Genomic DNA, 25,887 nt, shown 5'->3' with positions numbered 1-25,887 from the left:
AAATGAATCAGGGGATCGCAACCGCACGCCCCGCCAAAAATTCGCGTTACTCTATAACATTAAAAGTCGATTCCCAACCCAAACGACATTTGCCCAATCACGTCAGGCTTCTATAGTGATCAGGCGCCCTGTGCCCTTTGCGCCTGCCGTCGAGCGTTGCCCATGACCTCAACCGAACAGCTGATCATCTGCGAGCATTGCGATTGCGTGTACGAAAAAATCGCGCTCGGCAAACACCAGAAAACCCTCTGCGTACGTTGCGGCGGCGTGCTGCAGCGCTATAACGGCTTGACCGTCGAGCAGCGCCTGGCCTTGAGTTTCACCGCGGCGATGCTGTGGCTGTTCGCCAATTTCTACCCGGTAATGAGCATCAGCATGAAGGGTTTGAAAAACAGCGCGACGCTGTGGGATTCGGTGCTGGCGCTGAGTCAGGGGCCGATCACGTTCATGGCGATGGTCGCGGCGATTTCGATCATCATCGCCCCAGCGTTTCAACTGGTGCTGCTGATCTGGGTGCTGAGTTTCGCCCTGTCATCGCGCCGCGCGCCGGGCTTCAAGCTGTGCATGCGCTGGCTGGAAACCCTGCGCCCGTGGAGCATGCTCGAGGTGTGTCTGCTGGGGGCAATGGTGGCGGTGTTCAAACTGGCCGGGCTGCTCGACGTGCTGCCGGGTATCGGCCTGTTTGCCCTGGCCGTGTTGAGCCTGATGATGATCCGCATTGCCGGCCGCGATATTCGTGACCTGTGGGACATTCTATGAAGCGTCCAGCGACCGCCAGCGAACTGAATCTGTGCCTGTGCCACAGCTGCGGGCTGGCCTGCGATATGACCGATGAGCCGCAACAATGCCCGCGTTGCGACGCGCCGTTGCATCGGCGCAAGACCAATTCCCTGGCGCGTACCTGGGCCTTCCTGTTTGCCGCGCTGGCGTTTTACGTGCCGGCCAATCTGCTGCCGGTGATGAACACCATGATGCTCGGCAACGGCGCCGACAGCACGATCATGAGCGGCGTGCTGGAATTCTGGGAGGGCGGCGCGTGGGACATCGCGCTGATCATTTTCATCGCCAGCATCGCGGTGCCGGGCATCAAGTTCGTGGCCCTGTCGCTGCTGCTGATCACCGTGCAGCGCGACAGCAACTGGGCGCGCCGTGAGCGTTCGAAGCTGTACCGTTTTGTCGAGCTGATCGGCTACTGGTCGATGCTCGACGTGCTGGTGGTCGCGCTGGTCGCGGCGCTGGTGAAGTTCCAGGCGCTGGGCGATATCGAACCACGCCCGGGCATCCTGTTTTTCGGCATGGTGGTGGTGTTCACCATGCTCTCGGCGATGAGTTTCGACCCACGGCTGATCTGGGACAACGCCCCGGACGACGAACCGCTCAGCGACGTACCACCTCAAGCAGCACCTGCAACGGATGGCGCAGCGCCCGATCCGACTGGCGCTTGACCTGACTGCGGCACGAATAGCCGGTGGCCAGTGCTTCGCCCTGCTCCGCCGGTGCCTCGACCTGCCGCGCCCACGATTGCTCGTAGATCACCGCCGAAGTTTCGCGGTTGCGCGCTTCATGGCCGTAGGTGCCGGACATGCCGCAGCAACCGGTGGCCTGCGTCGCCAGTTTCAAGCCGACCCGTTCGAACACTTGCTCCCACTGACGGGTGGCGGCCGGCGCGTTGGTTTTCTCGGTGCAATGCGCCAGGAGCCGGAATGCACTTGCCGATGTGTTATTCGCCTGCTCCGGCATCACCTTTAGCAGCCATTCCTGTACCAGCGCGACTTCCGGGCATTGCTCCATACCCGGCACTTTCAAGTATTCCTGGCGATAGACCAGGGTCATCGCCGGATCCAGCCCCAGCAACGGTACGCCAACATCCGCCAGCTCTCGAAGTTGCCGCGCATTGCGCAGTGCCGCGCGGTTGAACGCCGACAGAAAGCCCTGCACATGCAGCGGCTTGCCGTTGGCGCTGAACGGCGCCAGATACACCTGATAGCCCAGCCGCGAAATCAGCTCCACCAGATCCGCCAGCAGCGGCGCTTCGAAGTAACGGGTGAAGGCATCCTGCACCAGTACCACACTGCGCTCGCGCTGGGCCTGGGTCAGCGTCGACAGCGTGGAAACCGTCGCCGGCTGCACCTTCCAGCGGCGCATCGCCGCGTGGAAATCAAAGCGGCTGAGCAACGGCACATCGACCATTCCACCGAGACGCTCCAACTGTTGGCGCACGAATGAAGCGCCCATCAAACCGTTGTACAGCGCCGGAATCCGCGCCATGTACGGAATGCTGTACTCCAGCGAAGCAATCAGATAATCCCGCGCCGGGCGCAGATAACGGCTGTGATACAGCTCAAGGAAACGCGATCGGAACTCCGGCACGTTGACCTTGACCGGGCATTGCCCCGCGCAGGATTTACACGCCAGGCATCCGGCCATGGCGTCATACACCTCATGGGAAAAGTCTGCGGCCTGCCCGCGGCTATTGCGCCAGCGCGTCCACAGGTTGCGGAAAAACGCCGGGCGGCGGATCGCATCCGACAGCACATCCACCCCTGCCTCGCCCTGCAAACGCAGCCATTCACGGATCAGTGAGGCGCGGCCCTTGGGCGATTGCGCACGCTCGCGGGTGGCTTTCCACGACGGACACATGGCGTCGTCGGGATCAAAGTTGTAGCAGGCGCCGTTGCCGTTGCAATGCATGGCGGCGCCGTAGCTCTGCCAGACCTTTTCGTCGATCTGCCGGTCGAGTTCGCCGCGCAGTGTCACTTCGTCGATCTTCAGCAATGCCGCAGCGGTGTTGGCCGGGGTGGCGATCTTGCCCGGGTTGAACTGGTTGAACGGGTCGAACGCGGCTTTCAGTGCCTGCAACGCCGGGTACAGCTCGCCGAAAAAGGCCGGCGCGTATTCCGAGCGCAGACCTTTGCCGTGTTCACCCCACAACAGGCCGCCGTAGCGTTGGGTCAGCGCGGCGACACCGTCGGACACCGGACGCACCAGCGCCGCTTGCTGCGGGTCCTTCATGTCGAGAATCGGCCGCACGTGCAGCACACCGGCATCGACGTGGCCGAACATGCCGTACTGCAAACCGTGGCTGTCGAGCAGTTCGCGCAACTCGGCGATGTACTCGGCCAGATGCTGCGGCGGCACCGCGGTGTCTTCAACAAACGGCTGCGGCCGCGCTTCGCCGGCAACGTTGCCGAGCAGGCCGACGGCGCGCTTGCGCATGCCATAGACCTTGTTCACCGCCGCTTGGCCAACCGCCAGCGTATGGCCAAGGCGTTCGACCGTGGTGTCACTGCTCAAGTGTTCAAGGAAAGCTTCGACCCGGCGCTGCAGATCTTCAGGATCGTCGCCACAGAACTCCACCAGGTTGATCCCCAGCGTTGGCCGCTCGGCACTTTCCGGGAAGTATTCGGCGACGCCGTGCCAGACGATGTCCTGCATCGCCAGCAGCAACACCTTGGAATCCACGGTTTCAATCGACAGCGGCTTGAGCGCCATCAGCGCCCGAGCATCGCGCAGCGCATCCATGAACCCGGCGTAGCGGATATTCACCAGCATCGTGTGTTTGGGGATCGGCAGTACGTTGAGCTTCGCCTCGACCACAAACCCCAGCGAGCCTTCAGCGCCGCACAACACGCTGTTGAGGTTGAAACGCTTGTCGGCCTCGCGCAGGTGCGCCAGGTCGTAGCCGGTCAGGCAGCGGTTGAGATCGGGGAAGCGCTGTTTGATCAGCTCGCCCTGCTCGTCAATGATCTGCCGCGCACAGCGATAGACTTCACCCACCCGATCTTCACGGGCGCACAGCGCTGTCAGGTCGTCTTCCGCCAGCGCGGCGCCGTGCAGGCGTTCACCGCCGCGCAGGACCATGTCGAGTTCCAGCACATGGTCGCGGGTCTTGCCGTAGGTGCAACTGCCCTGGCCGCTGGCGTCGGTGTTGATCATGCCGCCGACGGTGGCGCGGTTGGAGGTCGACAGTTCCGGGGCGAAAAACAGCCCGGCGGATTTCAGCGCGGCGTTGAGCTGATCCTTGACCACCCCGGCCTGCACTCGCACCCAGCGCTGCTCGACGTTGATTTCCAGAATGCGGTTCATGTGCCGCGACAGGTCGACGACGATGCCGTCGGTCAGCGACTGGCCGTTGGTGCCGGTACCACCGCCACGCGGGGTAATCACCACTTGCTGATACGCCGGTTCGGCGATCAGCCGTGCCACCCGCGCCACATCCTCCGCATCCATTGGAAACACCGCCGCTTGCGGCAGACGCTGGTAGATCGAGTTGTCGGTGGCGAGCACTACGCGGCTGACGTAATCGGCACTGATCTCGCCACGAAAACCACTGGCTTTCAGGGCGCTGAGGAACAGTTGGTAATCAGTAGTCAATGCAGCGGCGGGTGACAGCTGGGCAATCATCGGTGAGGAAATCTCGGTCAAAATCGGGCCGTGTGGCGGTGAACAGTTGTGCGCAATGAATGATTGCGTCACGCTCCCGCCATCTCATGGTGCTTATGTTCATTGCTTGGCGCCGTCGGGACAAACGTAAAATCGACCCGCAATCCATGACTAAAACGAATGAATCCGCGAACCCTCACCCCTTCCATGTCGTTATTGCTGGCCTTCGAGGCTGCCGCACGCCATGAAAGCTACACCCGCGCCGCCCACGAACTGTCGCTGACGCAAAGCGCGGTCAGCCGTCAGGTGCAGATTCTGGAAAAGATGCTCGGCATGCGCCTGTTCAGCCGCGAAGGTCGGCAAGTGGTGCTGACCGATGTCGGGCGCATGTACCAGCGTGAACTGGCCGAAGCCCTCGGGCAGATCCGCAGCGCGACCCTGCAGGCCATGGCGTTCGGTTCAGGCATCCACAGTTTGCGTCTGGCGACGCTGCCGACCTTCGGCTCCAAATGGCTGCTGCCGCGACTCAAGGACTTCTACACCGCGCACCCCGGCATGACCGTGCACTTGCATTCACGGATCGAAGCGATTGACTTCGACACCAGCGAGATCGATGCGGCGATCTGTGTCGGTGCGGGAGACTGGCCGGGCTTGAGCGCCCTGCCCCTGCACACTGAAGAACTGGTGGTGATTGCCAGTGCGCAGTTGTCATTGGCCGAACGCGACGAAGCGGAACAACACATCGCCGGGCAGTTACTGCTCAATGTCAGCAGCAACGCCCAGGCCTGGGCGGAATGGTTCACCCATCATGCTTTGCCACACCGCAGCATGCGCATCGGCCCGAGCTTTGAAATGACTTCGCACCTGATCCAGGCGGTGCGGGCGAATATTGGCGTCGGGCTGGTGCCGCGGATTCTGGTGGAGGATGAATTGCTTAACGGCGAGCTGCTGCAACTGGGGGAGCCGATCACCAGCCGGCGCAGCTATTACCTGGTGTATCCGCCGCGTAATGAGGCGTTACCGTCACTGAAAGCGTTCAGGGATTGGTTGGTGGATACGCTCTGACCGGAGATCCCACCAATGCACAACATAACGAAACGCCGCTCGATGAGCGGCGTTCGGTCAATCCCGGTACTGGCGCTTTAGCGGTGGCGGCGCACTCGGCCCTTTGACGAGGGGTTTGGCCAGCAGCTTGCCGTCCGGGCCATAAAAGAGGCGCCTGACGCTAGGCGGCATGGGAGTAGGCTCTTTTGCGCTCATGATGAAACCTCTTCGACAGAACTGAATTCGACCCACTGGACTTTCGAGGAATCTATCACCAATAGTTCGGCGCCAAAAGGCAACGCCACGCCATCCTCCCCCAGCCAGCCTGGATTCAGCATGATGAACTGCCCCTCCAGCGGGCCGGAAGGCCACTCGACGGGCCAGCCAAACAATCGCCTTTCATCCTTCAAATGCAGCGTAACCAGCCGATTGTGGCGAGCAAAGGTGCTGTACCACTCGCTGGGGTAAGAGTTTTTATTCGTTACATTTTTTCTTCGTAACCATTTGTGCAATTTGTCATTCGAAGCCAGAGCACACGACAACAAGCCAAGCCCCATTGCAACCATAAACGCCCAAATAGCCTGGGCTTTGCCATCCCATTTCCCTACAGAAAAGCCCTTCGAGCCTATCCATAAGCCAATAGCCCCGATCCCCAACACCACCCCATGAATCACAAACGTAAAAATCAACGCCTGCACAATCTGCCCAAAGGTGTCAGGCCGCTTGAACGAAGTGAGCGTGTAAAAAATCCAGGTAGAAACAAATCCGGGAATCAGATACTGCAACAACGGAATAACTTCCTTGACCAGATCATCCATGATCCGTGGCTCCTTGAAAGACTTGCCGGCCCGATAAGTGACCGGCAATCAAAGCCTAGCGCACGCTGACAAAATGCCGCCGCGCAACTGTCACAGCGCATTACGCCAGCCGCTAAAACCTACGCATCCTGCAAAATCAGATCAGCGCCCTTCTCCGCCACCATCAGCACCGCGGCATGCGTATTGCCCGAGGTCACGTTCGGGAAGATCGACGCATCGACAATCCGCAACCCGGCAAGGCCATGCACCTTCAGACGCTTGTCGACCACCGAAGTCTGCTCATCCGCACCCATCGCGCAGGAACCACAGAGGTGATAGATCGAGCCACAGTTGTCGCGGAAGTACTGCAACATCTGCTCGTCGGTTTCCACTGCCGGTCCCGGCAGGACTTCATCAACGGTGATGCTCTTGAGCGCCGGAGCGTTCATGATCTTTCGCATCAGGCGACTGCCCTGGATCACCTCGTCAATGTCCTTTTGCGTGCTCAGATAGTTCGGATCGATCAGCGCCGGATCACGCGGATTCTTCGACGCAATTTCGACGTGGCCGCGACTGGTCGGCCGGCACGGGTTGAAGCACAGCAGGAAGCCCGAATACGGCTCCGGCTTGAGGCTGGCCTTGTTGTTTTTCGGAATCTGGTACGACAGCGGGTTGAAGTACAGCTGCAAATTGGGATGCGCCTGCTGCGCGTTGCCACGGAAGAAACCGCCCGCCTGATTGACGCTCATGGCCAGCGCGCCCTTGCGGGTCAGCAGGTATTTGATGCCGAGTTTGAGCTGGCCGAACAGCGAGCTCAGCTCATCGTTCAGCGTCGGGATATTGGCTTTGTAGTAGTAGCTCACGCACAGGTGATCTTGCAGATTCTGCCCCACTGCCGGCAGGTGCCTGACCAGCGGGATCCGGTGCTTTTCCAGCAACGCGCGATCAGCCACGCCGGACAATTGCAGGATTTTTGGCGTGTCGACGGCGCCGGCACACAGGATCACTTCCTTGCGCGCGGTGAACGTCCGCGCCATACCATGCTGGGTGATCGAGATGCCTGTGGCGCGCTGCTGCGTCTCGTCAAACAGTACGCGATCGACCAATGCGTAATGCTCGACGGTCAGGTTCGGCCGGCTCAGTGCCGGATGCAAATGCGCGAAGCTGCTGGAGCAACGCTGGCCGTTTTTGGTGTTGACGTCGTACAGGCCCGCGCCTTCGAATTTTGCCCCGTTGAAATCGTCGCTGCGCGGGTAGCCCAACTCTGAACAGCCCTCGAGGAACACATCGCAAATCGGGTGAGTCTGGCCCTTCATCGGAGTGATGCTGATCGGGCCGCTGCCGCCGTGGTATTCGCTGTCACCCAGCGGATGGTTTTCCAGTTTACGGAAGTACGGCAGCACGTCCTTGAAGCCCCAGCCGTCGTTACCGGCGGCCGCCCAGTCATCGAAGTCATGGGCCTGACCGCGCACGTAAATCATCGCGTTGATCGAACCCGAACCGCCCTGCACTTTGCCGCGCGGGGCGTAGATTTCGCGATTGCCCAACTGCTTCTGCGGCTGGCTGTAGTACATCCAGTTGAAGGTCGGGTTGTAATACATTTTGGCGAAGCCGACCGGGATCCTGAACCACAGCGAGCTGTCCTTGCCACCCGCTTCCAGCAGCAGCACCGTGTGTTGCCCGGAGGCCGAAAGCCGATTGGCCAGCACGCAACCTGCTGCGCCGGCGCCAGCGATGATGTAGTCGTATGTCATGCACGGTTACCGCGTAAGTCGTTGTACAAAAAATCGGATGAGCAACGCATGTCCCCTGTGGGAGCGGGCTTGCTCGCGAAGGCGCTCGGTCAGCTGACATTTGTGAACCTGACACACCGCTTTCGCGAGCAAGCCCGCTCCCACAATGGGCCTCTGTCAGCCCTTGGCCGGCGAGGTGTCTTTGACGTCAACCGGAGTCGGTGCCATTTGCAGGTGCAGGCGCTCGCCGGTGTACGGCGAATGCTTGCGCACCACGTCCATGTTCAGCTCCACGCCCAGCCCCGGCTCGGTGGACGGGATGATGTAGCCGTCCTCCCACTGCAACGGCTTCTTCAGGATCTCGGCGTGGAAGCCGCCCCAGGTCTCGATGCTTTCCTGAATCAGGAAGTTCGGTGTGCAGGTCGCCAACTGGAAACTCGCCGCCGCGCCGATCGGGCCGTTGTAAAGATGCGGAGCAATTTGCGCGTAGTAGGCCTCGGCCATGCTGGCGATCTTCTTCGCCTCGAGCAGGCCGCCGCAGCGAGCGACGTTCATCTGCAGAATCGACGCGCCGCCGGCCTGCAGCAGCTTGAAAAATTCGTACTTGGTGGTCAGGCGTTCGCCAGTGGCAATCGGGATGCTGGTCTTGGCCGCGACTTGCGCCATGGCCTCTTCCTGCCCCGGCGGCACCGGCTCTTCGAACCACAGCGGGTCGTACTTTTCCAGACGCTTGGCCAGACGGATTGCCGACGACGGCACCATCTGCCCGTGAGTCCCGAACAGCAGGTCGCACTGGTTGCCCACAGCTTCGCGGATCTTGCGACAGAAGGTTTCGCAGCGCTCCAGCACCTGCAGCGAGATCTGGTGCCCGGAGTACGCGGTATATGGGCCGGCTGGGTCGAACTTCAGCGCAGTGAAGCCTTTGTTCATGTTCTCGACGGCGCACTCGGCGGCCAAATCCGGATCGTCGTAGTCGTATTCGCCACGGCTGTTGACCGGGTACAGGTAGGTGTAGGAACGCAGACGTTCGTTGACCTTGCCGCCGAGCAACTCGTAGACCGGTTTGTTCGCCGCTTTGCCGATGATGTCCCAGCAGGCCATCTCCAGACCGCTGACCACGCCCATCATGGTCAGGTCGGGACGCTGGGTGAAGCCGCTGGAATAGGCTTGACGGAAGAAGCGTTCGATGTGGTGCGGGTCATGATTGAGCAGGTAGCGCTCGAACACGTCTTCGATGATCGGCAGCATGGCTTTGGGGCCGAACGTCGCCGCGTAGATCTCGCCCACGCCTTCGATGCCGCAATCGGTCTTGAGCTTGACGAACAGCCAGTACATGCCGCCGATGTGCGGTGGCGGTACGGCGACGATATGGGTTTCAAGGGCGATGATTTTCATGTCAGGCACCTGCTTTATCTGAAGTTTTGCGATTGATTCGGGCACGCAGGGTCACGGCCGCCAGGGTGCCGATCAGACCAACGGAGGCGATGTAACCGAAGTACAGCTTGTAGCCGAGGGCGCCGGGGAACTGCTCGGTGAGGTAGCCATTGATCAACGGGATGAAGGCATCCGGCATGTAGCCGACCACCGAAACGATGCCGATGGCCAGGCCGGTGATGCGCAGCGGAATGTTGCAGCTGTCGAGAATCGCCCAGTACAAACCGCGAATTGCGTAAGTCATCAGGCCAATGAAAATCACCGTGGCGATCAGCAAACCCATGCTGTTGAGCGCCGGGAATACGATCAGCCCGACAATCGCCAGACTCGCCAGCAACAGCGCGACGATCAGCACCGAGATGTTCGAGAACTTGTCCCCCAGCCAGCCACCGCCGATGCCGCCGATGGGGCGCATCCAAAGCTTGATGGTGGTGATGGTGCCGGCCATGACCGCGGTCAGGCCGCTGCCTTGCAGGTAGTCCGAGAAACTGTAGGTCGCCCAGAAGATGTGGTAGCCGCAAAACACGATGGCGGTGACCAACCACAGCTCGGGAATTTTCACCAGCGTCGCCAGATCGGTGAGCAGGTTGAACTTGCCCTTCTCCACCGCAGGCGTGTCCGCCATCGACTTCGGATCCTTGATCAGCACCAGCACACAGCCGATGGCGATACAGGTGAAGGCATAGAGATAGACCACATGCCTGAAGCCTTCGGCAGTGGACTCACCACGGGTTTCGGTGGCGAAGGCGAACAGCGCCAGGGCAACCGTCGCCAGCAACGCCTCGACCAGACCGCGACCACCGTCGAGGATGCCGAAGAAGCGCCCTTGCTCGGTATGGTGAGCAATCATCTTCACCCGCTTGAGCACCGACGCCCAGAAGGTCAAACCGGTGGTCAGGCCCCAGCAACCGAAGATGATCATCAGCCCGGTCATCGATGGTGCCGTCGAGTACCACAGGCCTAAAGCGCCGGTCGCCACCAGCGAGAAGAAAATCAGAAAGCGTGGCGCAATGCGATCCGCCAACCAGCCGCTGGGCAAGTAGCTGAGGAGGAAAATCGTGCCGAGCATCGAGTACAGATAGCCCAGTTCACTGTGGTTGATCTGGAACACTTCGAGCATCGTGGTCTGGTAGACCTGACGCAGGTACAGAATCGGGTAGATCGCACCGGCGGCCAGCACCAGCAACATCAATTGGAAATAGCGACTTCCCTTGTCGCTCCGGCTTTTCACAGCCGAGTTGGAACCCTGAACAGCGGCAGCAGAGGATGCATGCTTGGACATTGAAGTGACCTCGGGCAACCCGTGCTCCGGGCGCCCCTGATAATTGTTTTTATAGGTGCAGCATGAGGCGTGTTGCGGTGTTTCAGTACTTCATGACCACGAGTCGGGTCTGGGTGAATTCGAGCATGCCGTGCTTGCCGTCATCACCGCCCAGGCCCGAGCGTTTCCAGCCGGCGTGGTAGCCCTGATACGGGTCGGCCGGGGTGCGATTGACGTACAACTCGCCGGCCTCGATGGCGTTGGCGACTTTCTGCGCGGTGCGGTAGTTCTCGGTGTAGAGCACCGACGACAGGCCGAACTGATGGTCGTTGGCCATGGCCAATGCTTCGTCGATATCGCGGTACTTGAGCACCGGCAGCACCGGGCCGAAGATTTCTTCCTGGACGATTTCCATGTCCTGGCGGCAGTGGCTGAGCAGGGTCGGCGGATAGAAATGCCCCGGGCCCTGCGGCAACACACCACCGCTTTCGAGCACCGCGCCGTCGGCCATGGCACGCTCGACCATGGCGTGAATGTTCCGCTGCGAACTGGCGTTGACCAGTGGTCCCATCAGGCTCGCATCGGTGGCGCGGTCACCGAATTTCACCTCGGCGATTTTGGCCTTGAGCAGCGCGAGGAATCGGTCGTGGACGCTTTCCTGCACGTAGACCCTTTCCACCGCCGTGCACAACTGCCCGCAGTGGGTGGTCTTGGAAGCGATGATCGCGCTGGCGGCGGCTTCGAGGTCGGCATCGGCTTCGATGATGGCCGGCGTCTTGCCGCCCAGTTCCAGCGATGGCTTGGCGATATTGGCCTTGCAGTAATCGAGCACGATGCGCCCGGCGTTGACGCTGCCCGTCAGCGTAATCAAGCCAACAGCCTTATGCGTGCACACCGTGGCAGCGGTGGCGTGATCCATGGTCAGGATATTGATCACCCCGGCCGGCATGCCCGACTGCTGCACCGCTTTGGCGATTTCGAATGCCGAGGTCGGGGTGTTGTTGCTCGGGCGCACCACCACGGTGTTGCCGGCAATCAGCGCCGGGGCAATTTTGCGCAGCAAGGTATAGACCGGGTAGTTGAACGGAATCAGGCACGCGACGACGCCGATCGGCTCGCGGTGCAGAAACAGGTTTTCGTCGGGGCTGTCGCTGGGGATGATCTCGCCTTCGATGCGCCGCGCCCACTCGGCGTGGTAACGGGTGATCTGCGCGGCATAGCGTGCTTCGTTGCTCGCGTCGCTGAGACTCTTGCCGGACTCGGCGGCGAGCGCGGCGCCGATGGACTCGGCACGCTCTTCCAGTGCGGCGGCGAAGGCGCGCAAGTGTTCGGCGCGCTCGATGCTGGTCAGTTTGCCCCAGACCTTTTGTGCGACCGCTGCGGCATCCACGGCGGCGGTGGCTTCTTCGGCGGTGGCAGCCGAGACATGGCCGAGCAGCGCTTCAGTGGCGGGGTTGTACACCGCGATCATTGCCGCGCTGGCCGGCTCGATGAAGTGGCCGTTTACAAAGTTTCGCTCGATTCGCATGTGCATCGCCCATCGTTTGTTTTTATCAATGCCACCAGTCTTGTCATCGGTGGCGGGTTGAACAAACGATTTAAAGGGCGGGGAAACATTCGAAAAATGCAGGTTACCCCTGATTCCACCGCAAACTCCTGTGGGAGCGAGCCTGCTCGCGAAGAGGGTGTGTCATTCACAGATGATGGTGGCTGATCCAACGCTTTCGCGAGCAGGCTCGCTCCCACAAGGGGATTTGCGGGGTGTCAGGTGGCTGCGGTCGAAGGCTCCAGTTGGCGCTGCGCCAGCCAGATTTCCTCCTGCAGCCATTGCGCAAATACCTGCAACTGCGGCATCTCGGTCTGCTCCGGGCGAGTCACCAGCCAGTACGACTGGTGCCCTTCCACATGCACATTCAGCACTTGCGTCAATTGCCCGCTGGCCAGTTCCGCCGCAACCATGTGCCAGTCGGCAATGGTGATCCCCAGACCATCGGTCGCTGCCTGAATCGCCAGGTCCAGCAAATCGAATTCGTAACCGCCCTGGGTATCGACGCCACTGATGTGCGCCGCGTCCAGCCAGTGTTTCCAGGTCAGGTAACGCTGATCTTCCTTGGCCAGCACATGCAGCAGGGTCAGGCGATTGAGGTCGATGCCATGTTCGCTTCCCTCCCGTGCATACAGCGATGGCGCGCACACCGCGATATGCCGCTCCTGGATCAACAGCGAACTGTCGAGACCGTCCCACTCGCCGTCGCCAAAGCGGATCGCGCAATCGAGGGTACTGGTTTCCGCCAGGCTGTCCTGCAAGCGCGTGGTGATGCTCAGTTCCAGCTCCGGGTGTTGCTCGCGCAAGCGCCCCAGGCGCGGCATCAGCCAGCGACTGGTGAACGTCGGCGGTGCGTTGATGTGCAGACGGTTGGAATGGGTTTTCTGCTGGATGCTGCGCACCGTCAGCTCGATCTTGTCGAACGACTGATGCAGTGCCCGCAGCAGGATCTTGCCGGCGGCGGTCAGCTCCAGATGGTGATGACGGCGCTCCAGCAGACTTTCGCCGAGCTGCTCTTCCAGTTGCCGCACCTGACGGCTGACCGCACTCTGGGTGACATTGAGCAGCTCGGCGGCGCGGGTGAAGCTGCCGGTGCTGCCGGCCACTTCGAACGCCTTGAGCGCGTTCAGGCCGGGCATTTTGCGTTTCATATCAAGGCACTCGAAAACCACTGACAAGTTGCAGAGCATCCCATGAGCGTGCCTGACTGTCCTACAGGATTTTTTGAGTAACATGCATTCGATGCAAGTTTGCGCATCGTTTTTATCGTTTGTCCCACGTCCGGCGGATGGCAAGACTGCGCGGCATCTCTAATAAAAACAATCGAGAGCCGCTCCATGCCCTTCTCTGCTTCCTTGCGTTTGCGCACCACCTCTATCGTCCTGTTCTGCAGCGTTGCCGCTCCGGCGATGGCCGTGCAAGTTACCGACAACCTCGACCTGGGTGGCGCCATTCGTGCGCGCTGGGACCTGGACCCGGATCGCGACATTCAGAAGTTCGGTCTCGATACGGTTTTTCTCAGCGCCAAGTACAACTCCGATTCCTGGATCGGCGAGGCGCAATACCGCTTCTATGGTCGCTCCTACCCCTACCAGTACACGAAAAATTACGGCGACATTCAGTTCGCCAAATTCGCCTGGGTCGGCTACAAATTCAACCCGAACCAGCAGGTGCAAGTCGGTCTGAACACCGTGCCGTTCGGCTTGCAGCCGTACTTTGGCAGCACCTTCTACGAGACCTTGGGCAACGTCATCGGCCTCGAAGACGTGCAACAGGTCGGCGCCAAATACATTCAGCAAAGCGGCGACTGGAACATCCAGGCCGGTTACTACCTGCGCCCGGCGTGGCAAGGCAAAGGCACCAGCAAGGGCGTGACCTACTCCAGCGTCGTGTCCGAAGCCGACAGCTACGTGGCTGACGGCAGCGCCAACCAGGAACGCAACACCGTGGTGCTGCGCGTGGCGAAAGCGCTGGATCTGGGCCCGTGGAAGTCCGAAGTGGGGATCTCCGGCCTGACCTCGACTCTGGAAAACCAGGACACCGATAACGACGGTCGGCGCAACGCCGTGGCCGTGCACTACCTGGGCAAGAACGGCCCGTGGGGCGTGCAGTTGCAGGCGGCACGTCAGCAGATGTCGCCGCGCAATGCCGGCACCGATGAGCTGGTGACCCTCGGCGGTTACGACGGCACTTACAACGTCGCCAGTCGCGGCAATCTGTACGTGGCGGATCTGAGTTACGACGTGGCCGGCAAATACCTGTTCGATCAGGTCAGCGGGGTCAAGCTTTACGCCAACTACAGCGCCTTCGACAAATCCGCCAGCGGCTTCAAGACCTCCCAGCGAATGATCCTCGGCAGCTCGTTTTCAGTGAGCAAATTGTGGGTGGCGACCGAGTGGCTGTTTGGCAAGAACGATCCGTACATCGGTGGCAGCAGCTACACCCAGAGCCTGGGCGCGGGCGGGCTGGATCAGTGGGAGAATCAGGTGTATGTGAACGTCGGTTATTACTTCTGATCCGGATTTTACTGCGCCTGAAAGTCAGCCTTCGCGAGCAAGCCCGCTCCCACAATGGATTTATGTCAGGCACAAAACCTGTGGGAGCGGGCTTGCTCGCGAAGGCGTCCTGCCAAACAACACTTGCATCCGTTCCTCACCAATAGTCAGATAACCCCTACCAACAAAACCTACAAAAATAAAACCGAGCCACACGCTCGACCTGGGGTCCCACCTCCATGCGTCAACTGCCCTCGCTCAACACCCTGCGCGTGTTCGAAGAAGTCGCGCGGCATCGCAGTTTCAGTCAGGCCGCACTCGGCCTGAACGTCACCCAGGGCGCAGTCAGTCGCCAGATCAAACAACTCGAAGACTACCTCGGTGTCGCGCTGTTCGTGCGCACGCCGCAAGGCCTGTCGCTGACCGAGGCCGGCAGCAATCTAAAACCGCATCTGGCCGAAGCCTTCGACCACATGGAACGCGCCCTGCAAGCCATTCGCGTGCCCAACCTGCGTCAGCGCCTGCGTGTGCTGGCGCCACCGACCTGGGCCACGCGCTGGCTGTCGCCGCACCTGCGTGCCTTCTGCCAGCGCTACCCGGACATCAGCCTCAGCGTGACCAATCAGGCCAGCCACGACAGCCTCGCCGAGATCGATTGCCACATCCGTTTCGGCCTCGCGGCGTCCCCCCAGTGCGCCAGCCAGTTACTGGTGATGGAACGGCACATCGCCGTCGCCAGCCCGGAGTTGTTCAACGGCGCTCAGCCGCCGGATCTGCGGCAATTTCCGCTGCTGCACATCCTGCACGACGGCAAGCGTTTGCAGGTCTGGGAGAACTGGCTGGCGGCCATGGGCCGCGATGATGTCGATGCCGGACAAGGCCTGGAATTCAGCACCCTGGATCAGGTGATCCACACCGCACTGGCCGGCGGTGGTCTGGCCGTGATCGACCGGCAGATGATCGAAAAGGAACTGGCCAACGGCAGCCTGCTGCCGATCACCCCGATTGAAGTGATCGGCCCTTATGGTTATTGGCTGGATGTGGCGAATGACAAGCAGGGTTTGTCGAAGGTGAAGCTGTTTACCGAGTGGCTGAGTCTGGTGAGCAATCCCTGACATGTAGGAGCTGCCGCAGGCTGCGATCTTTTGATCTTCAAAAGCAAAATCAAAAGATCGCAGTCTGCGGCAGCTCCTACAGGGTTCGATGGCACGCCGTCAGATCGGGGCGACTTTACTCACCGCAATCGAACTCCCCTCCACCGGACTCTGCGCCTTGCACGCCTGACTCAACGTCAGCGACTTGGTCTCCGGCGCCCACGCCCACGACAGCCACGCGCCAATCGCCAGGATCGCCGCAAGAATACCCATGGTCGGACTGAGGCCGATCCCCGCCACACTCACCGGCAACAGAAAGGTGCTGATCGCCGAGCCCAGACGACTGACCGCCGTCGCCAGACCAATGCCGCTGGCGCGGACTTCGGTGGGGAAGCTCTCGGCCGGGAACACCCCGACCAGATTGCTCACTGCCGACAGCACCAGGGTAAACACGCCGAACACCAGCACCATCAGCCAGGCCGCACTGCCCGGCAACACCGCCAGCAGAAACAGCGCCACCGCGAGGATGATGAACGAGTTGATCAGGAAGCCGCGACGGCTGAACTTGATCGTGCACCAGATGCCGATCAACGCGCCGAGGATCAGCAGCATGTTCAACATCAGCTCGGTGCCGAAGCCTTCGGCCAAGCCCATCTTCTGCAGGATCGACGGCAAAAAGGTGTAGATCGCAAAGTACGGCATCACGATGCAGACGAAGAACAGGCAGTTGAACGCCGTGCGCTTGCGGTACTCGCGACTGAACAGCACCGCATAGCCGGAACGGGTTTCGGTGGTGCGGGTTTCATCCAGTTCGACATTGTCACCCAGATGCTTTTTGACGATCGCCCGCGCCTCGGCGATGCGCCCCTGATTGACCAGCCAGCGCGGCGATTCCGGAGTGCCGATGCGGGCGATCAGAATCAGCGCCGCCGGGATTGCCGACGAAGCAAGCATCCAGCGCCAGGCATCGTCGCCAAGGCTGAGCATGGCCGTGCCGACGAAGGTCGCGGCGACGTAACCGAAGGTCCAGATCACGCTGAACGAACCGAGCAACACGCCGCGATGTTTCTTCGGCGAGAACTCCGCCAGCATCGCGTGACCGACGCTGAAATCGCCGCCCAGGCCAATGCCGATAAGCACCCGGCAAAGGAACAGGCTCATCGCGCTTTCGACGTAGAACTGCATCACCGAGGCGATGGTGATCAGCACGAAGCTGACGAGGAAGATTTTCTGCCGGCCGACCTTGTCCGAGATCCAGCCGAAAAACAGACTGCCGAGAAACAGCCCGATCAACGCCGATGCGCCGATCAATCCCTGCCAGAACGCATCCAGGTGCATCTGCGGGCTGAGCAAGGTGAAGGCGATACCGATCAGGCCGAGGATGTAGCCGTCGGTGAAGTGTGCGCCGAAGGTCAGTCCGGCGATCTTGAGGTGAAACCGGCCGATGGGCAGGTCGTCGATTTTTACCGGTTGAGCGGACATGTTCGTCTCCAATTGTTGTTATTGACGGAGAAACGTAGAGCTCTTGCTTGGTTTATGTGGGAGCGGGCTTGCTCGCGAATGCGGTGTGTCAGTCACCATTTGCTCCAACTGATACAACGCTTTCGCGAGCAAGCCCGCTCCCACATGGAGATCTCGGTGGGGGTCAGAGACCGCCCATCAACAGGTATTTGATCTCCAGATAGTCATCCAGACCGTACTTCGAACCCTCGCGCCCAAGGCCCGATTCCTTGATGCCACCGAACGGCGCCACTTCCGTGGAAATGATCCCTTCGTTGATCCCGACCATGCCGGCTTCCAGCCCTTCGGCCATGCGCCAGACCCGACCGATATCGCGGCTGTAGAAGTACGCCGACAAACCGAACGGCGTGTCGTTGGCCCGCTCCAGCACTTCGGCTTCATCCTTGAAGCGGAAACACGCGGCCACCGGGCCGAAGGTTTCGTCCTGGGCGATCAGCATGTCGCCGTTGACTTCGGTGAGGATGGTCGGCTCATAAAAGGTGCCGCCAAGTGCGTGACGACGACCGCCACACAGCAGCGTGGCGCCCTTCTCAAGGGCATCGCTGACATGGCTTTCGACCTTGGCCAATGCGGCGCTATTGATCAGCGGGCCTTGCTCGGTTTCACCGTCCAGCGCACTGCCGACGCGCATCGCCGCAACCGCTTCGGCAAGCTTGCCGGTGAAGGCTTCGTAGACGCTGTCCTGAATGAAGAAGCGATTCACGCACACGCAGGTCTGCCCGGTGTTGCGGAATTTCGAGGCCATCGCGCCTTTGACTGCCGCGTCCAGATCGGCATCGTCGAAGACGATGAACGGCGCGTTGCCACCCAGTTCCAGCGAGACTTTTTTCAGCGTGTCGGCAGCCTGGCGCATCAGCAGTTTGCCGGTGCGGGTCGAGCCGGTGAACGACAGTTTGCGCACGATGCTTGACGCTTGCAGCGCACCGCCAATCGCCACCGCATCGCCGGAAACGATATTGAATACGCCTGCCGGAATACCCGCCTGTTCCGCCAACACCGCCAGGGCGAACGCCGACAATGGCGTTTCCTCGGACGGCTTGAGAATCATCGTGCAACCGGCCGCCAGCGCCGGGCCGACCTTGCGGGTGACCATCGCCAACGGGAAGTTCCACGGGGTGATCGCCGCGACCACGCCAATCGCTTCCTTGACCACGATGATCCGCGCATCGGCCTTGTGGCTGGGGATCACGTCGCCATAGGCACGCTTGGCTTCCTCGCCGAACCACTCGAGGAAACTCGCGGCATAGACCACTTCACCCATGGCCTCGGCCAGCGGTTTGCCCTGCTCGCGACTGAGCAGCGTCGCAAGTTCCTTCTGGTTGGCGAGCATCAGATCGCTCCAGCGTTTCAGGCGCTGGCTGCGTTCCTTGGCGGTGAGCTTGCGCCACGCCGGCAGCGCACGATTGGCCGCATCGATGGCCAGGTGGGTTGCTTCGGCGCCATCCTTTTGCACCTCGGCAATCAGTTCGCCATTGGCCGGGTTGCGCACCGCATAGGTCGCGCCGCCCTGCCCCCACAGGCCGTCGATGAAGTGGCCGTGATGGATCAGATCGCTCATGCCACCGCTCCCTGCAAAGTGAAGCGCTCCAGCCCCGGACGCGCGGTGCGCAGGATGCGTTTGCCGGCGGTGTAATCGTTGATCACGTCGCACGGGGTGTAATTGCGCTCCAGTTCATGCAATTCATCAGCGTCGAGTCTGGTTTCCAGGGCTGCCAGGGCACTGTCGAACTGCGCCGTGGTGTCCGCGCCGACCAGCATGCAATCGACGCCCGGATGATTGGCCACCCACGCCTGGGCGATCTGCGCGTTCGACACGCCACGGGCGCGGGCCACGCGTTGTACCGAATGCGCGATTTCGAAAGAGGCTTCGTCGCTGTACATCTGCTGGGTGAAAAAGTCGGTCTGGTTGCGGGTCGACTGCACGTCGCCGGTCAGCAGGCCGCGCGCCAGCGGACTGAACACCGAGACGCCGATGCCCTGATCGCGGCAGAACGGAATCATCTCGCGCTCTTCTTCGCGATAGGCACAGTTCAGTTGCAGCTGCATGTTGATCGGCTTGACCCAGCCATTGCGCTCGCAGGCCATGAGGATCTTCGCCAGTTGCCCGGTGAGCATGGTCGACACGCCGATGTAGCGGGCCTTGCCGGAGCGCACGATATCGTTCAATGCCGACATGGTTTCCTCGACCGGGGTGTTCACGTCGAAGTAATGCAGCATGAACACGTCGACGTAATCCATGTCCAGACGCTTCAGCGAGGCATCGATGCTGTCCATGATGTGTTTGCGTGAATGGCCGCTGGCATTGATCCCGCTGCGGGTGCCATAGCCGACCTTGGTGGTGATCACCAGGTCTTCGCGACGGGCCAGACGCTTGACGATGCGCCCCACCACTTCCTCGCCGACGCCGGCAGAATAGAAGTCCGCCAGGTCGATGAAATTCACGCCGTTGTCCAGCGCGTGAGCGACGATCGGCTCGCTCTGTTTTTCGTTGAAGATCCACGGTTTCCAGTCCGGGGTGCCCATGTTCATGGTGCCCAGGCACAGGCGGGAAACTTGCAGGCCGGAGTTACCCAAACGGATGTATTGCATGGCGCGGACCTCAGGCTTTTGGCGTGTAGAAAGGGTTGCTGATGTGGTTGACCACATCGGCCAGTTGCGCGGTTTCCGGCTTGCCGGTCAGGGCGGCGCGGATCGCGGTGCGGCAGGCGTTGTAGTTGTTCAGGTACACCGCATCGAGGTCATCGCAGGCCGGGTTGACCCAGTTGGCGGTAACGATGGCCCACTCGTCTTCGGCTTCCGGCGGCAATGTGCCGTCGAGCAGTGCTTCGAGCACGGCTTTGGCGATCCCGGCCTGCGAGGCGCCCCAAGTGGCGTTGCCGTGCAGGTCACTGCTGATTGCGGCCTTGTTCACATACAGGGTCATCGGCTTGACCGGAATGTTCGGCTGGGCGATCACCATGAACGGGCAATGGCCCTGACTTGGCGACGCCAGGCTGTTGGCGAACGCCTGCCCGGCCGGGCCGTTGCGCGGGCCGATCAGAATGTTGATGTGTGCGGCGTTCACGCCCGGGCCTTCGAAACCTTCACCGATGTACAGGTCGAGTTCTTTCATCAGTCATTACTCTTGTGCGATACGAGGGATGTTCGATAGCTCACACAGGCCGAATGGCCGGTGCGCTCAATAACGGGCGTGGGGAGGTGCGTCGGGGAAAATGGGACATGGCTGCAAACGCTCTCTGGTTGTTATTGATGAGCTGTGTTTGCGATTTTTTAACACCGGGGCTGGTGCGGGCTGTAACCATTAAAAATCATGGGGCCATGAGTTTTGCTCATAGCCTGGGGGCGCAGCATCGCGGCCTGCGTGAAAAGCAAAAAAAAGCAGAAACCGACGATACGGTTTCTGCTTTTTTTGCGGCTGGCCGTTAAAACTGAAGCGCTGCGTCAGAGGCAGTCACGCACCGATTTGCGCAATGACCCGGACTTGGCCCATGGCGGTCCCTGATACAACGAGACCCGGCTGCCGTCCTTGTATTTGATGATGTCGAGAATCTCGTCAGCGGTGACGAGGCTCGGCGCCTTGATCCGGTAGCCATTGGAAATGGAGGTCTGCGTGGTTTTCGGAATGTCCTGCTGCCACAACGGCAACAAGCACGCGGCATAGTCTTTAGGCGCCTTGGTGGTGGTCTTGCTGAGATTTGGCTCGCCCGGAACCAGCGATGCTGGCAATGAGCAACCTGCCAGCAATGCCAACGCCAAACTCCCGATCCATATCCGCATGGTGTTTCCCTGATCTGAAAAAAAGCGAATGTAACGTGTAACCGGGTGTACATCCACAGCGGACCACGCCCATACGGGAAATTGGACAAATATTTACACACGTTCCGCCGGGTGACAGACGAGCTGTAAAACATCGCCCGCAAATGCGACTACTCTGTTCTACCGAGAATGTTCCGGAGGTGATCATGCGGCTCAATGAATACGAACACGAACTTCAGCGCGACCTGCAAGCCGTTGCATCGGATCTGAGATGGTCGGCGGTCGACCTCAAACGCATTGCCGAACAGCTGCGCAAGAATGGCAATGAAGCGGATGCCCAGGCGGTCCTGAGGTCTTGCGAGGTGCTGCAGAGTGATGAAGAACGATTGCAGTCATATGCCAAGGAAGTGAAAACCCGCTCCATCAGCAGAACCAAAGTTCACTGATACCGACCTTGCCCTCAACAAGAGCCCCGGCAAGTACCGGGGCTCTTTCGTTACATTTGCATCAACTCGCGGTGTGACTTCGCGCCCGCGCCGAGCGTTGTCTGTAACCCGGCAACGCAGCGGCATAGGCCATTGCTTCTTCTCTGCTACCAAACGATGCAAGCCGCACGCCCTGGCTGCAAACCGCCACGGGCCGTTACTTCACAGCTAGCGATGTGCCAAATCGCTGGCACTTTCAACCACGCCAAACGCTCAAAAAACCCGAGGGAACCTATAAACCGGGGCCCGGCTCGAATATTGCAGTTTTGTTTCATTAATGTGACAAGCAGTGAACAGGTAACAGATGAAAGTACGCGCAACCGTCATTTGCGAGCAGGAACGACACGTTCTCCTGGTGCGCAAACCCCACTGCCGCTGGACATTGCCCGGCGGCAAGGTCGAGCCTGGGGAAACCAAGGCCGCAGCGGCGATGCGCGAGTTGCAGGAAGAAACGGCGCTGAAGGCCGAACAAATGTTGTATCTGATGGAACTGCGCAGTGGCAGCACCCAGCATCATGTCTACGAGGCCTCAGTGCCCGACCTTGAGCAGTTGCGCCCGCAAAACGAGATCACCGAGTGCATCTGGCATCCGCTGGACGCGGTGCAGAATCTGCCCACCAGCGACGCGACGTTGCGCATCGTGCAGGCGTTTCAGCGCCGATTGTAAGGTTTCAACCGGCGAACGCCCGGCGCCCGGCGCTCATTTCCGTGCGCAATTCACCAATGAAGTTGGAAATATCGCGGATCGTCACCAGATGTTCCGGCGACACGCCATTGAGCAACAACTCGACTCGCCCGGAGTCAGGCTCATAGACCTTGATCCGCAGCAGTCCCTGCTCCACTTGTGTGCATTCGCATTCAAGCGACGGAAAGCCGGATTCGACAATCCGGCAAATGTCGGCAATGGCTAGCATGAGCGCACGCCTCGCAGGCGATGAGTCGGTCGACCGATTCAGCATAGATGAGCGATCAATAATCTGCCGCCCCGGCAAGTGCCAACCCGATCACATTTTCAGCGCAGGCTCAGTGGGTGTCGCGATCCCAGATCCAGTTCCACATCCCCGGCAATTGCACCGCATCCGAACTTTGCTGAACCGTGCGCGCCAACGCCGCTTTCTGCAGCGCCGCGTGATCATCGTAGAACGGTTTGTCCGCCAGCCTCACACCTGTGGCGGCGGCACTGTCGAGCAGGATCTGCAGGTATTCGCGGGTGTGCCGCGCGGTGTAACGGTTGAGGTCATGAAAGGTCACCACCACCGGAATCACCCCGTCCACGGTAGGGAATTCGCCGAGGGCAATGCGCTCGCGGACTTCCGATAGCTGGCGCAGCATGTTCGCCCGACGTCGGGGGCTGGCATTGAAGCCCCAGATCTTGCCGTCGTTGGCGCTCAAATCGGTCAGCAATACATGCAGGCCGTGCTGTTGATAGGCGGCGAAGGTGCGCTTGTCGTAATTCCAGAATGGCGGACGCAGCAGGATCGGTGCTGCTCCGGTGATCGCGGCGATATCCGCCGTGCCGTTGCTCAACGACTGCTCCAGTTCTTGCGGATCGAGCGAGCGGTGATTGGTGTGCCAATGGGTGGCGGTGTGGAAACCGAGGATGTGCCCTTCGGCGTGCTCGCGCCGCATGATCCCGCGACCGATTTCACTGTTGCCCGCACGCGGCGCACGGGTCTGGACGAAGAACACCGCTTTGATGTCCGGTTGCACCGGGTTGACCTTGAGGCTATCGAGCACGGTCGCCGACGGGTTCCAGAAACTCGAAGCGCTAGGGCCATCGTCGAAGGTCAGCAGAAAGCGCACCGGTGCCTGGGCCTTGAGCCGGGTTTCGGTTTGCGTGGTCATCTCGATCGGCGCGGCAATGCAGCCGGCCAACCCAAAGGCGATGGCCGCTGCACAGATAAGTTTGAACGCGTATTTCATGTCTTGCCTTGCGCCTGACCCTTGCGGCCCTGTTGTCGACTGGCAAAACTCCCTCGCCCTGATCCATCCCTGCACCCGGCCTCGGGAGCCAGGTCTGGATAGGGTACACAGGCTTTGGTTACGGCGCTCGCTCAGTCGGCCAATGCCCGCTGAAACGAGGTATCGATGACCCCAGCGGTAGCCAGCGGCGCCGGCAGTGCCTTGACCTTGAACAGGAAGTCCGCGGTGCCCTGCAGGTCTGCCGCCGCCTGTTGATCCACCGGCCCGACGGTCATGTGCGCCTGGCGCAACCAGTGTCGCGAAACTTCCTGATCGAGGTTGGCCTTCTTCGCCCACAAGTCTGCGTATTCGTCGGTATGGCTGTCGACCCAGGCTCGAGCGCGTTTCAAACGCCCGAGAAAATCGGCAATCGCTGCACGCTTGCTGTCGATCGACGGCGCCGACGCGGCAATCGCGCTGAGGCCCGGCATCAGGTTTTTCGCGGTGAGAATCGGCCGCGCACCGGAGAACACGATTTGCTGGGAGATGTACGGTTCCCACACCGGGAAGGCATCAATGCTGCCCTGCGGCAACGCAGCCGCCGCATCGATCGGCATCAGCTTGACGAATTCGACGTAATTTTCCGGCAGACCGCCCTGCTCCAGGGCACGCAAGGTCAACTGCTGACTCCAGGCGCCGGGCCAGTAGGCGACTTTCTTGCCCTTCAGATCAGCAATGGTTTTCACCGGCGAATCTTTCGGCACCAGTAACGCGATGGTGTCCGGGTTTTGTCGCGACACTCCGATCAGTTTTACCGGCGCCTGTTTGGCGGCGAGAAACAGGAAACCCGAATCGCCCAGAAAACCCAGATCCAGCGACCCGGTCTGCAACGCCTCGGCCAATGGCGCAGCGGCCTGGAAGTGCTTCCAGTCAACGGTATAAGGCGCGTCCTTCAACACGCCCGAGGCTTCCACCGAGGCGCGAATGTTGTAGTAGTTCTGATCACCGACATGCAGTACCAACGGCTCGGCGGCGTAGGCAAGCGGTGCGGCGAACAGGGCAATCATCAGTGTGCTGCGGAGCAAACGGGAGAGCTTCATGGGAGGTCCTGCGACGGGATTTTTCATAGACCATAACGCTCTTGATAAACCAATTTTAAATTCGATTAATGCATAAGCTCAGTGCTCCGAATGCTCACTGTCCGCTGCGCAACAGTGCGATACCACAGTGTTGCCCACGCAACAGTTGAAGGGCGCCAAAACGGGTGAAAACCCCGTAAACATTGGCCAAAACGCACATGGCACAGAGCCTGCAATATTCCATTCATGCAGGACGCAGCCGATAAAAATATATTTTTGGACATAAAAAACAGTGCCTTCGCCGGAGCGCCCCCCATGACATCGTTCTTACCGTTTGCCCGCCTCAAAACGCTGCTGGTCGCCAGCGCCATGGCATTGAGCCTGCAGCCTCTGGCCCACGCCACCGAAGCCCCTCCCGCCGAGGTGCATCTGGATTACGCCTACTACTCCCCCGTGAGTCTGGTGCTCAAGCATTTCGGTTTTCTCGAAAAGGCTCTGCCACAGACCAAAGTCAACTGGGTGCTTAGCCAGGGCAGTAACCGTTCGCTGGAATATCTGAACAGTGGTGGCGTCGATTTCGCCTCCAGCGCCAGCCTTGCCGCTGTGCTGAGCCGGGCCAACGGTAGCCCGATCAAATCGGTCTACGTCTACAGCCGCGCCGAATGGACTGCACTGGTGGTGCGCAAAGACTCGCCGTACCAGAGCGTCGCCGATCTCAAGGGCAAGAAAATCGCCGCCACCAAAGGCACCGATCCGTACCTGTTCACTTTGCGCAGCCTGCAACAGGCCGGGCTGAAGAAAGACGATGTGGAACTGGTGCACCTGCAACATCCGGACGGCCGCACCGCACTGGAAAAAGGCGATGTCGACGCCTGGGCCGGGCTCGACCCGCACATGGCCGCCAGTCAAGTGCAGGCCGGTTCACGTCTGCTGTATCGCAATCCAGCGTTCAACAGCTACGGCGTGGTCAGCGTCACCGAGCAGTACGCCAAGGAGCATCCGCAAACTATCGACACGGTGATCAAAGCCTACGAGCAGGCGCGCGAATGGGCGCTGAAAAATCCCGAAGAGTTCGCCGCCCTGCTCGCCAAAGAGTCCGGTTTACCGCTGGACGTGGCCAAACTGCAACTGTCGCGCACTGACCTGAGCAGCCCGCAACTGACCGCCAACGACGTGCAGGCCTCGAAGGCGGCGGCACCGATTCTGGTTTCTGAGGAACTGGTGCGGCGTGGGGTGAATGTCGATCAAGTCATCGATCAGTTGCTCGACAGCGGTGTGCAGCAAGCCGTCGCCCGCCAGTAATCGACCAGACTCATGGCCCATCCGCGCCAGTTGCGGATGGGCTGTGAGTGGAGCC

At 60.5% G+C, this 25,887-nt stretch carries 24 protein-coding genes and 1 pseudogene; 9 read left to right on the top strand and 16 right to left on the bottom strand.

Features of this window, described 5'->3' with window-relative positions; translation table 11 throughout:
* Positions 1–162 precede the first annotated feature (162 nt).
* A complete protein-coding gene (locus tag LCH64_RS10790) occupies positions 163–759 on the top strand; it encodes a paraquat-inducible protein A (RefSeq protein ID WP_226500226.1) in 597 nt (198 codons plus the stop codon).
* On the top strand, positions 756–1,445 hold the full coding sequence (locus LCH64_RS10785; RefSeq protein ID WP_226500225.1) for a paraquat-inducible protein A: 690 nt from the start codon (positions 756–758) through the stop codon (positions 1,443–1,445). The genes LCH64_RS10790 and LCH64_RS10785 overlap by 4 nt, the downstream gene beginning before the upstream one ends.
* Here LCH64_RS10785 and LCH64_RS10780 read toward each other — a convergent pair.
* Positions 1,378–4,404 (bottom strand): FAD-binding and (Fe-S)-binding domain-containing protein, encoded by a 3,027-nt coding sequence (locus LCH64_RS10780; protein WP_226500224.1) that lies wholly within the window; start codon positions 4,402–4,404, stop codon positions 1,378–1,380. The two genes, LCH64_RS10785 and LCH64_RS10780, sit on opposite strands and share 68 nt — an antisense overlap.
* Positions 4,405–4,563: 159 nt before the next feature.
* Between LCH64_RS10780 and LCH64_RS10775 the strand changes: the two genes are divergently transcribed.
* Complete coding sequence (locus LCH64_RS10775; RefSeq protein ID WP_226500223.1) at positions 4,564–5,448, top strand: LysR substrate-binding domain-containing protein; 885 nt, start codon at positions 4,564–4,566, stop codon at positions 5,446–5,448.
* A gap of 191 nt (positions 5,449–5,639) precedes the next feature.
* Here the strand turns inward: LCH64_RS10775 and LCH64_RS10770 are convergent, their stop codons facing one another.
* The 6 genes from LCH64_RS10770 to LCH64_RS10745 all read right to left on the bottom strand — a co-directional run bounded on the left by LCH64_RS10770 (position 5,640) and on the right by LCH64_RS10745 (position 13,349).
* Positions 5,640–6,245, bottom strand: a complete 606-nt coding sequence (locus LCH64_RS10770) for a DUF6338 family protein (RefSeq protein WP_226500222.1) — start codon at positions 6,243–6,245, stop codon at positions 5,640–5,642.
* A 119-nt stretch (positions 6,246–6,364) separates the two neighbouring features.
* Complete coding sequence (locus LCH64_RS10765; protein WP_226500221.1) at positions 6,365–7,978, bottom strand: GMC family oxidoreductase N-terminal domain-containing protein; 1,614 nt, start codon at positions 7,976–7,978, stop codon at positions 6,365–6,367.
* Positions 7,979–8,134: 156 nt separating this feature from the next.
* Positions 8,135–9,352, bottom strand: a complete 1,218-nt coding sequence (locus LCH64_RS10760) for a mandelate racemase/muconate lactonizing enzyme family protein (RefSeq protein WP_103484175.1) — start codon at positions 9,350–9,352, stop codon at positions 8,135–8,137.
* Position 9,353: 1 nt separating this feature from the next.
* Positions 9,354–10,673: an MFS transporter gene (locus tag LCH64_RS10755; RefSeq protein ID WP_226500220.1), complete on the bottom strand. Its 1,320-nt coding sequence runs from the start codon at positions 10,671–10,673 to the stop codon at positions 9,354–9,356.
* An 82-nt stretch (positions 10,674–10,755) separates the two neighbouring features.
* A complete protein-coding gene (gene aldA / locus LCH64_RS10750; RefSeq protein ID WP_226500219.1) occupies positions 10,756–12,180 on the bottom strand; it encodes an aldehyde dehydrogenase in 1,425 nt (474 codons plus the stop codon).
* A 236-nt stretch (positions 12,181–12,416) separates the two neighbouring features.
* On the bottom strand, positions 12,417–13,349 hold the full coding sequence (locus tag LCH64_RS10745) for a LysR substrate-binding domain-containing protein (protein WP_226500218.1): 933 nt from the start codon (positions 13,347–13,349) through the stop codon (positions 12,417–12,419).
* A gap of 186 nt (positions 13,350–13,535) precedes the next feature.
* Between LCH64_RS10745 and LCH64_RS10740 the strand changes: the two genes are divergently transcribed.
* Positions 13,536–14,714 (top strand): hypothetical protein, encoded by a 1,179-nt coding sequence (locus LCH64_RS10740; RefSeq protein ID WP_226500217.1) that lies wholly within the window; start codon positions 13,536–13,538, stop codon positions 14,712–14,714.
* A gap of 218 nt (positions 14,715–14,932) precedes the next feature.
* A complete protein-coding gene (locus LCH64_RS10735) occupies positions 14,933–15,808 on the top strand; it encodes a LysR substrate-binding domain-containing protein (protein WP_045122513.1) in 876 nt (291 codons plus the stop codon).
* A 99-nt stretch (positions 15,809–15,907) separates the two neighbouring features.
* Here LCH64_RS10735 and LCH64_RS10730 read toward each other — a convergent pair whose 3' ends face one another.
* From LCH64_RS10730 to fae, 4 genes are all read right to left on the bottom strand, one after another.
* A complete protein-coding gene (locus LCH64_RS10730) occupies positions 15,908–17,269 on the bottom strand; it encodes an MFS transporter (protein WP_103521401.1) in 1,362 nt (453 codons plus the stop codon).
* 163 nt (positions 17,270–17,432) lie between these two features.
* Positions 17,433–18,866, bottom strand: a complete 1,434-nt coding sequence (locus LCH64_RS10725; RefSeq protein WP_226500216.1) for an NAD-dependent succinate-semialdehyde dehydrogenase — start codon at positions 18,864–18,866, stop codon at positions 17,433–17,435.
* Positions 18,863–19,897: an aldo/keto reductase gene (locus LCH64_RS10720; protein WP_003225908.1), complete on the bottom strand. Its 1,035-nt coding sequence runs from the start codon at positions 19,895–19,897 to the stop codon at positions 18,863–18,865. Before LCH64_RS10720 ends, LCH64_RS10725 begins: the two co-directional genes overlap by 4 nt.
* 10 nt (positions 19,898–19,907) lie before the next feature.
* Positions 19,908–20,420 carry a formaldehyde-activating enzyme gene (gene fae / locus LCH64_RS10715; RefSeq protein ID WP_008043405.1) on the bottom strand — a complete coding sequence of 171 codons (513 nt, stop codon included), beginning with the start codon at positions 20,418–20,420 and terminating at the stop codon, positions 19,908–19,910.
* 107 nt (positions 20,421–20,527) lie between these two features.
* Between fae and LCH64_RS10710 the strand changes: the two genes are divergently transcribed.
* Entirely contained in the window at positions 20,528–20,734 is a 207-nt protein-coding gene (locus tag LCH64_RS10710) for a hypothetical protein (protein ID WP_226500215.1), read from the top strand.
* Positions 20,735–20,749: 15 nt separating this feature from the next.
* Here the strand turns inward: LCH64_RS10710 and LCH64_RS10705 are convergent, their stop codons facing one another.
* Positions 20,750–21,085, bottom strand: a complete 336-nt coding sequence (locus LCH64_RS10705; RefSeq protein WP_003225912.1) for a hypothetical protein — start codon at positions 21,083–21,085, stop codon at positions 20,750–20,752.
* Between the two features lie 185 nt (positions 21,086–21,270).
* On the opposite strand from LCH64_RS10705, the gene LCH64_RS10700 reads away from it, so the two are divergent.
* On the top strand, positions 21,271–21,510 hold the full coding sequence (locus tag LCH64_RS10700) for a hypothetical protein (protein WP_003225914.1): 240 nt from the start codon (positions 21,271–21,273) through the stop codon (positions 21,508–21,510).
* 61 nt (positions 21,511–21,571) lie between these two features.
* On the opposite strand, the pseudogene LCH64_RS10695 reads toward LCH64_RS10700, so the two are convergent.
* Positions 21,572–21,694 (bottom strand): annotated as a pseudogene (locus tag LCH64_RS10695) (DUF2188 domain-containing protein); the annotation flags it as partial.
* Positions 21,695–21,853: 159 nt separating this feature from the next.
* Between LCH64_RS10695 and LCH64_RS10690 the strand changes: the two are divergent.
* Positions 21,854–22,216 carry an NUDIX hydrolase gene (locus tag LCH64_RS10690; RefSeq protein ID WP_103484182.1) on the top strand — a complete coding sequence of 121 codons (363 nt, stop codon included), beginning with the start codon at positions 21,854–21,856 and terminating at the stop codon, positions 22,214–22,216.
* A 4-nt stretch (positions 22,217–22,220) separates the two neighbouring features.
* Here the strand turns inward: LCH64_RS10690 and LCH64_RS10685 are convergent, their stop codons facing one another.
* The 3 genes from LCH64_RS10685 to LCH64_RS10675 form a co-directional block, all read right to left on the bottom strand.
* A complete protein-coding gene (locus tag LCH64_RS10685; RefSeq protein WP_003225919.1) occupies positions 22,221–22,463 on the bottom strand; it encodes a DUF1652 domain-containing protein in 243 nt (80 codons plus the stop codon).
* Between the two features lie 109 nt (positions 22,464–22,572).
* Positions 22,573–23,472 (bottom strand): polysaccharide deacetylase family protein, encoded by a 900-nt coding sequence (locus LCH64_RS10680; RefSeq protein WP_226500214.1) that lies wholly within the window; start codon positions 23,470–23,472, stop codon positions 22,573–22,575.
* A gap of 131 nt (positions 23,473–23,603) precedes the next feature.
* Complete coding sequence (locus LCH64_RS10675) at positions 23,604–24,551, bottom strand: ABC transporter substrate-binding protein (RefSeq protein ID WP_226500213.1); 948 nt, start codon at positions 24,549–24,551, stop codon at positions 23,604–23,606.
* Positions 24,552–24,845: 294 nt separating this feature from the next.
* On the opposite strand from LCH64_RS10675, the gene LCH64_RS10670 reads away from it, so the two are divergent.
* Positions 24,846–25,832: an aliphatic sulfonate ABC transporter substrate-binding protein gene (locus tag LCH64_RS10670; protein WP_226500212.1), complete on the top strand. Its 987-nt coding sequence runs from the start codon at positions 24,846–24,848 to the stop codon at positions 25,830–25,832.
* Positions 25,833–25,887: the final 55 nt, after the last annotated feature.

Source organism: Pseudomonas sp. MWU16-30322, assembly GCF_020515535.1.
Taxonomy (GTDB): Bacteria; Pseudomonadota; Gammaproteobacteria; order Pseudomonadales; family Pseudomonadaceae; genus Aquipseudomonas; species Aquipseudomonas fluorescens_H.
The sequence above is the reverse complement of the archived record's forward strand: the minus strand, read 5'-3'. Positions and strand labels throughout refer to the sequence as shown.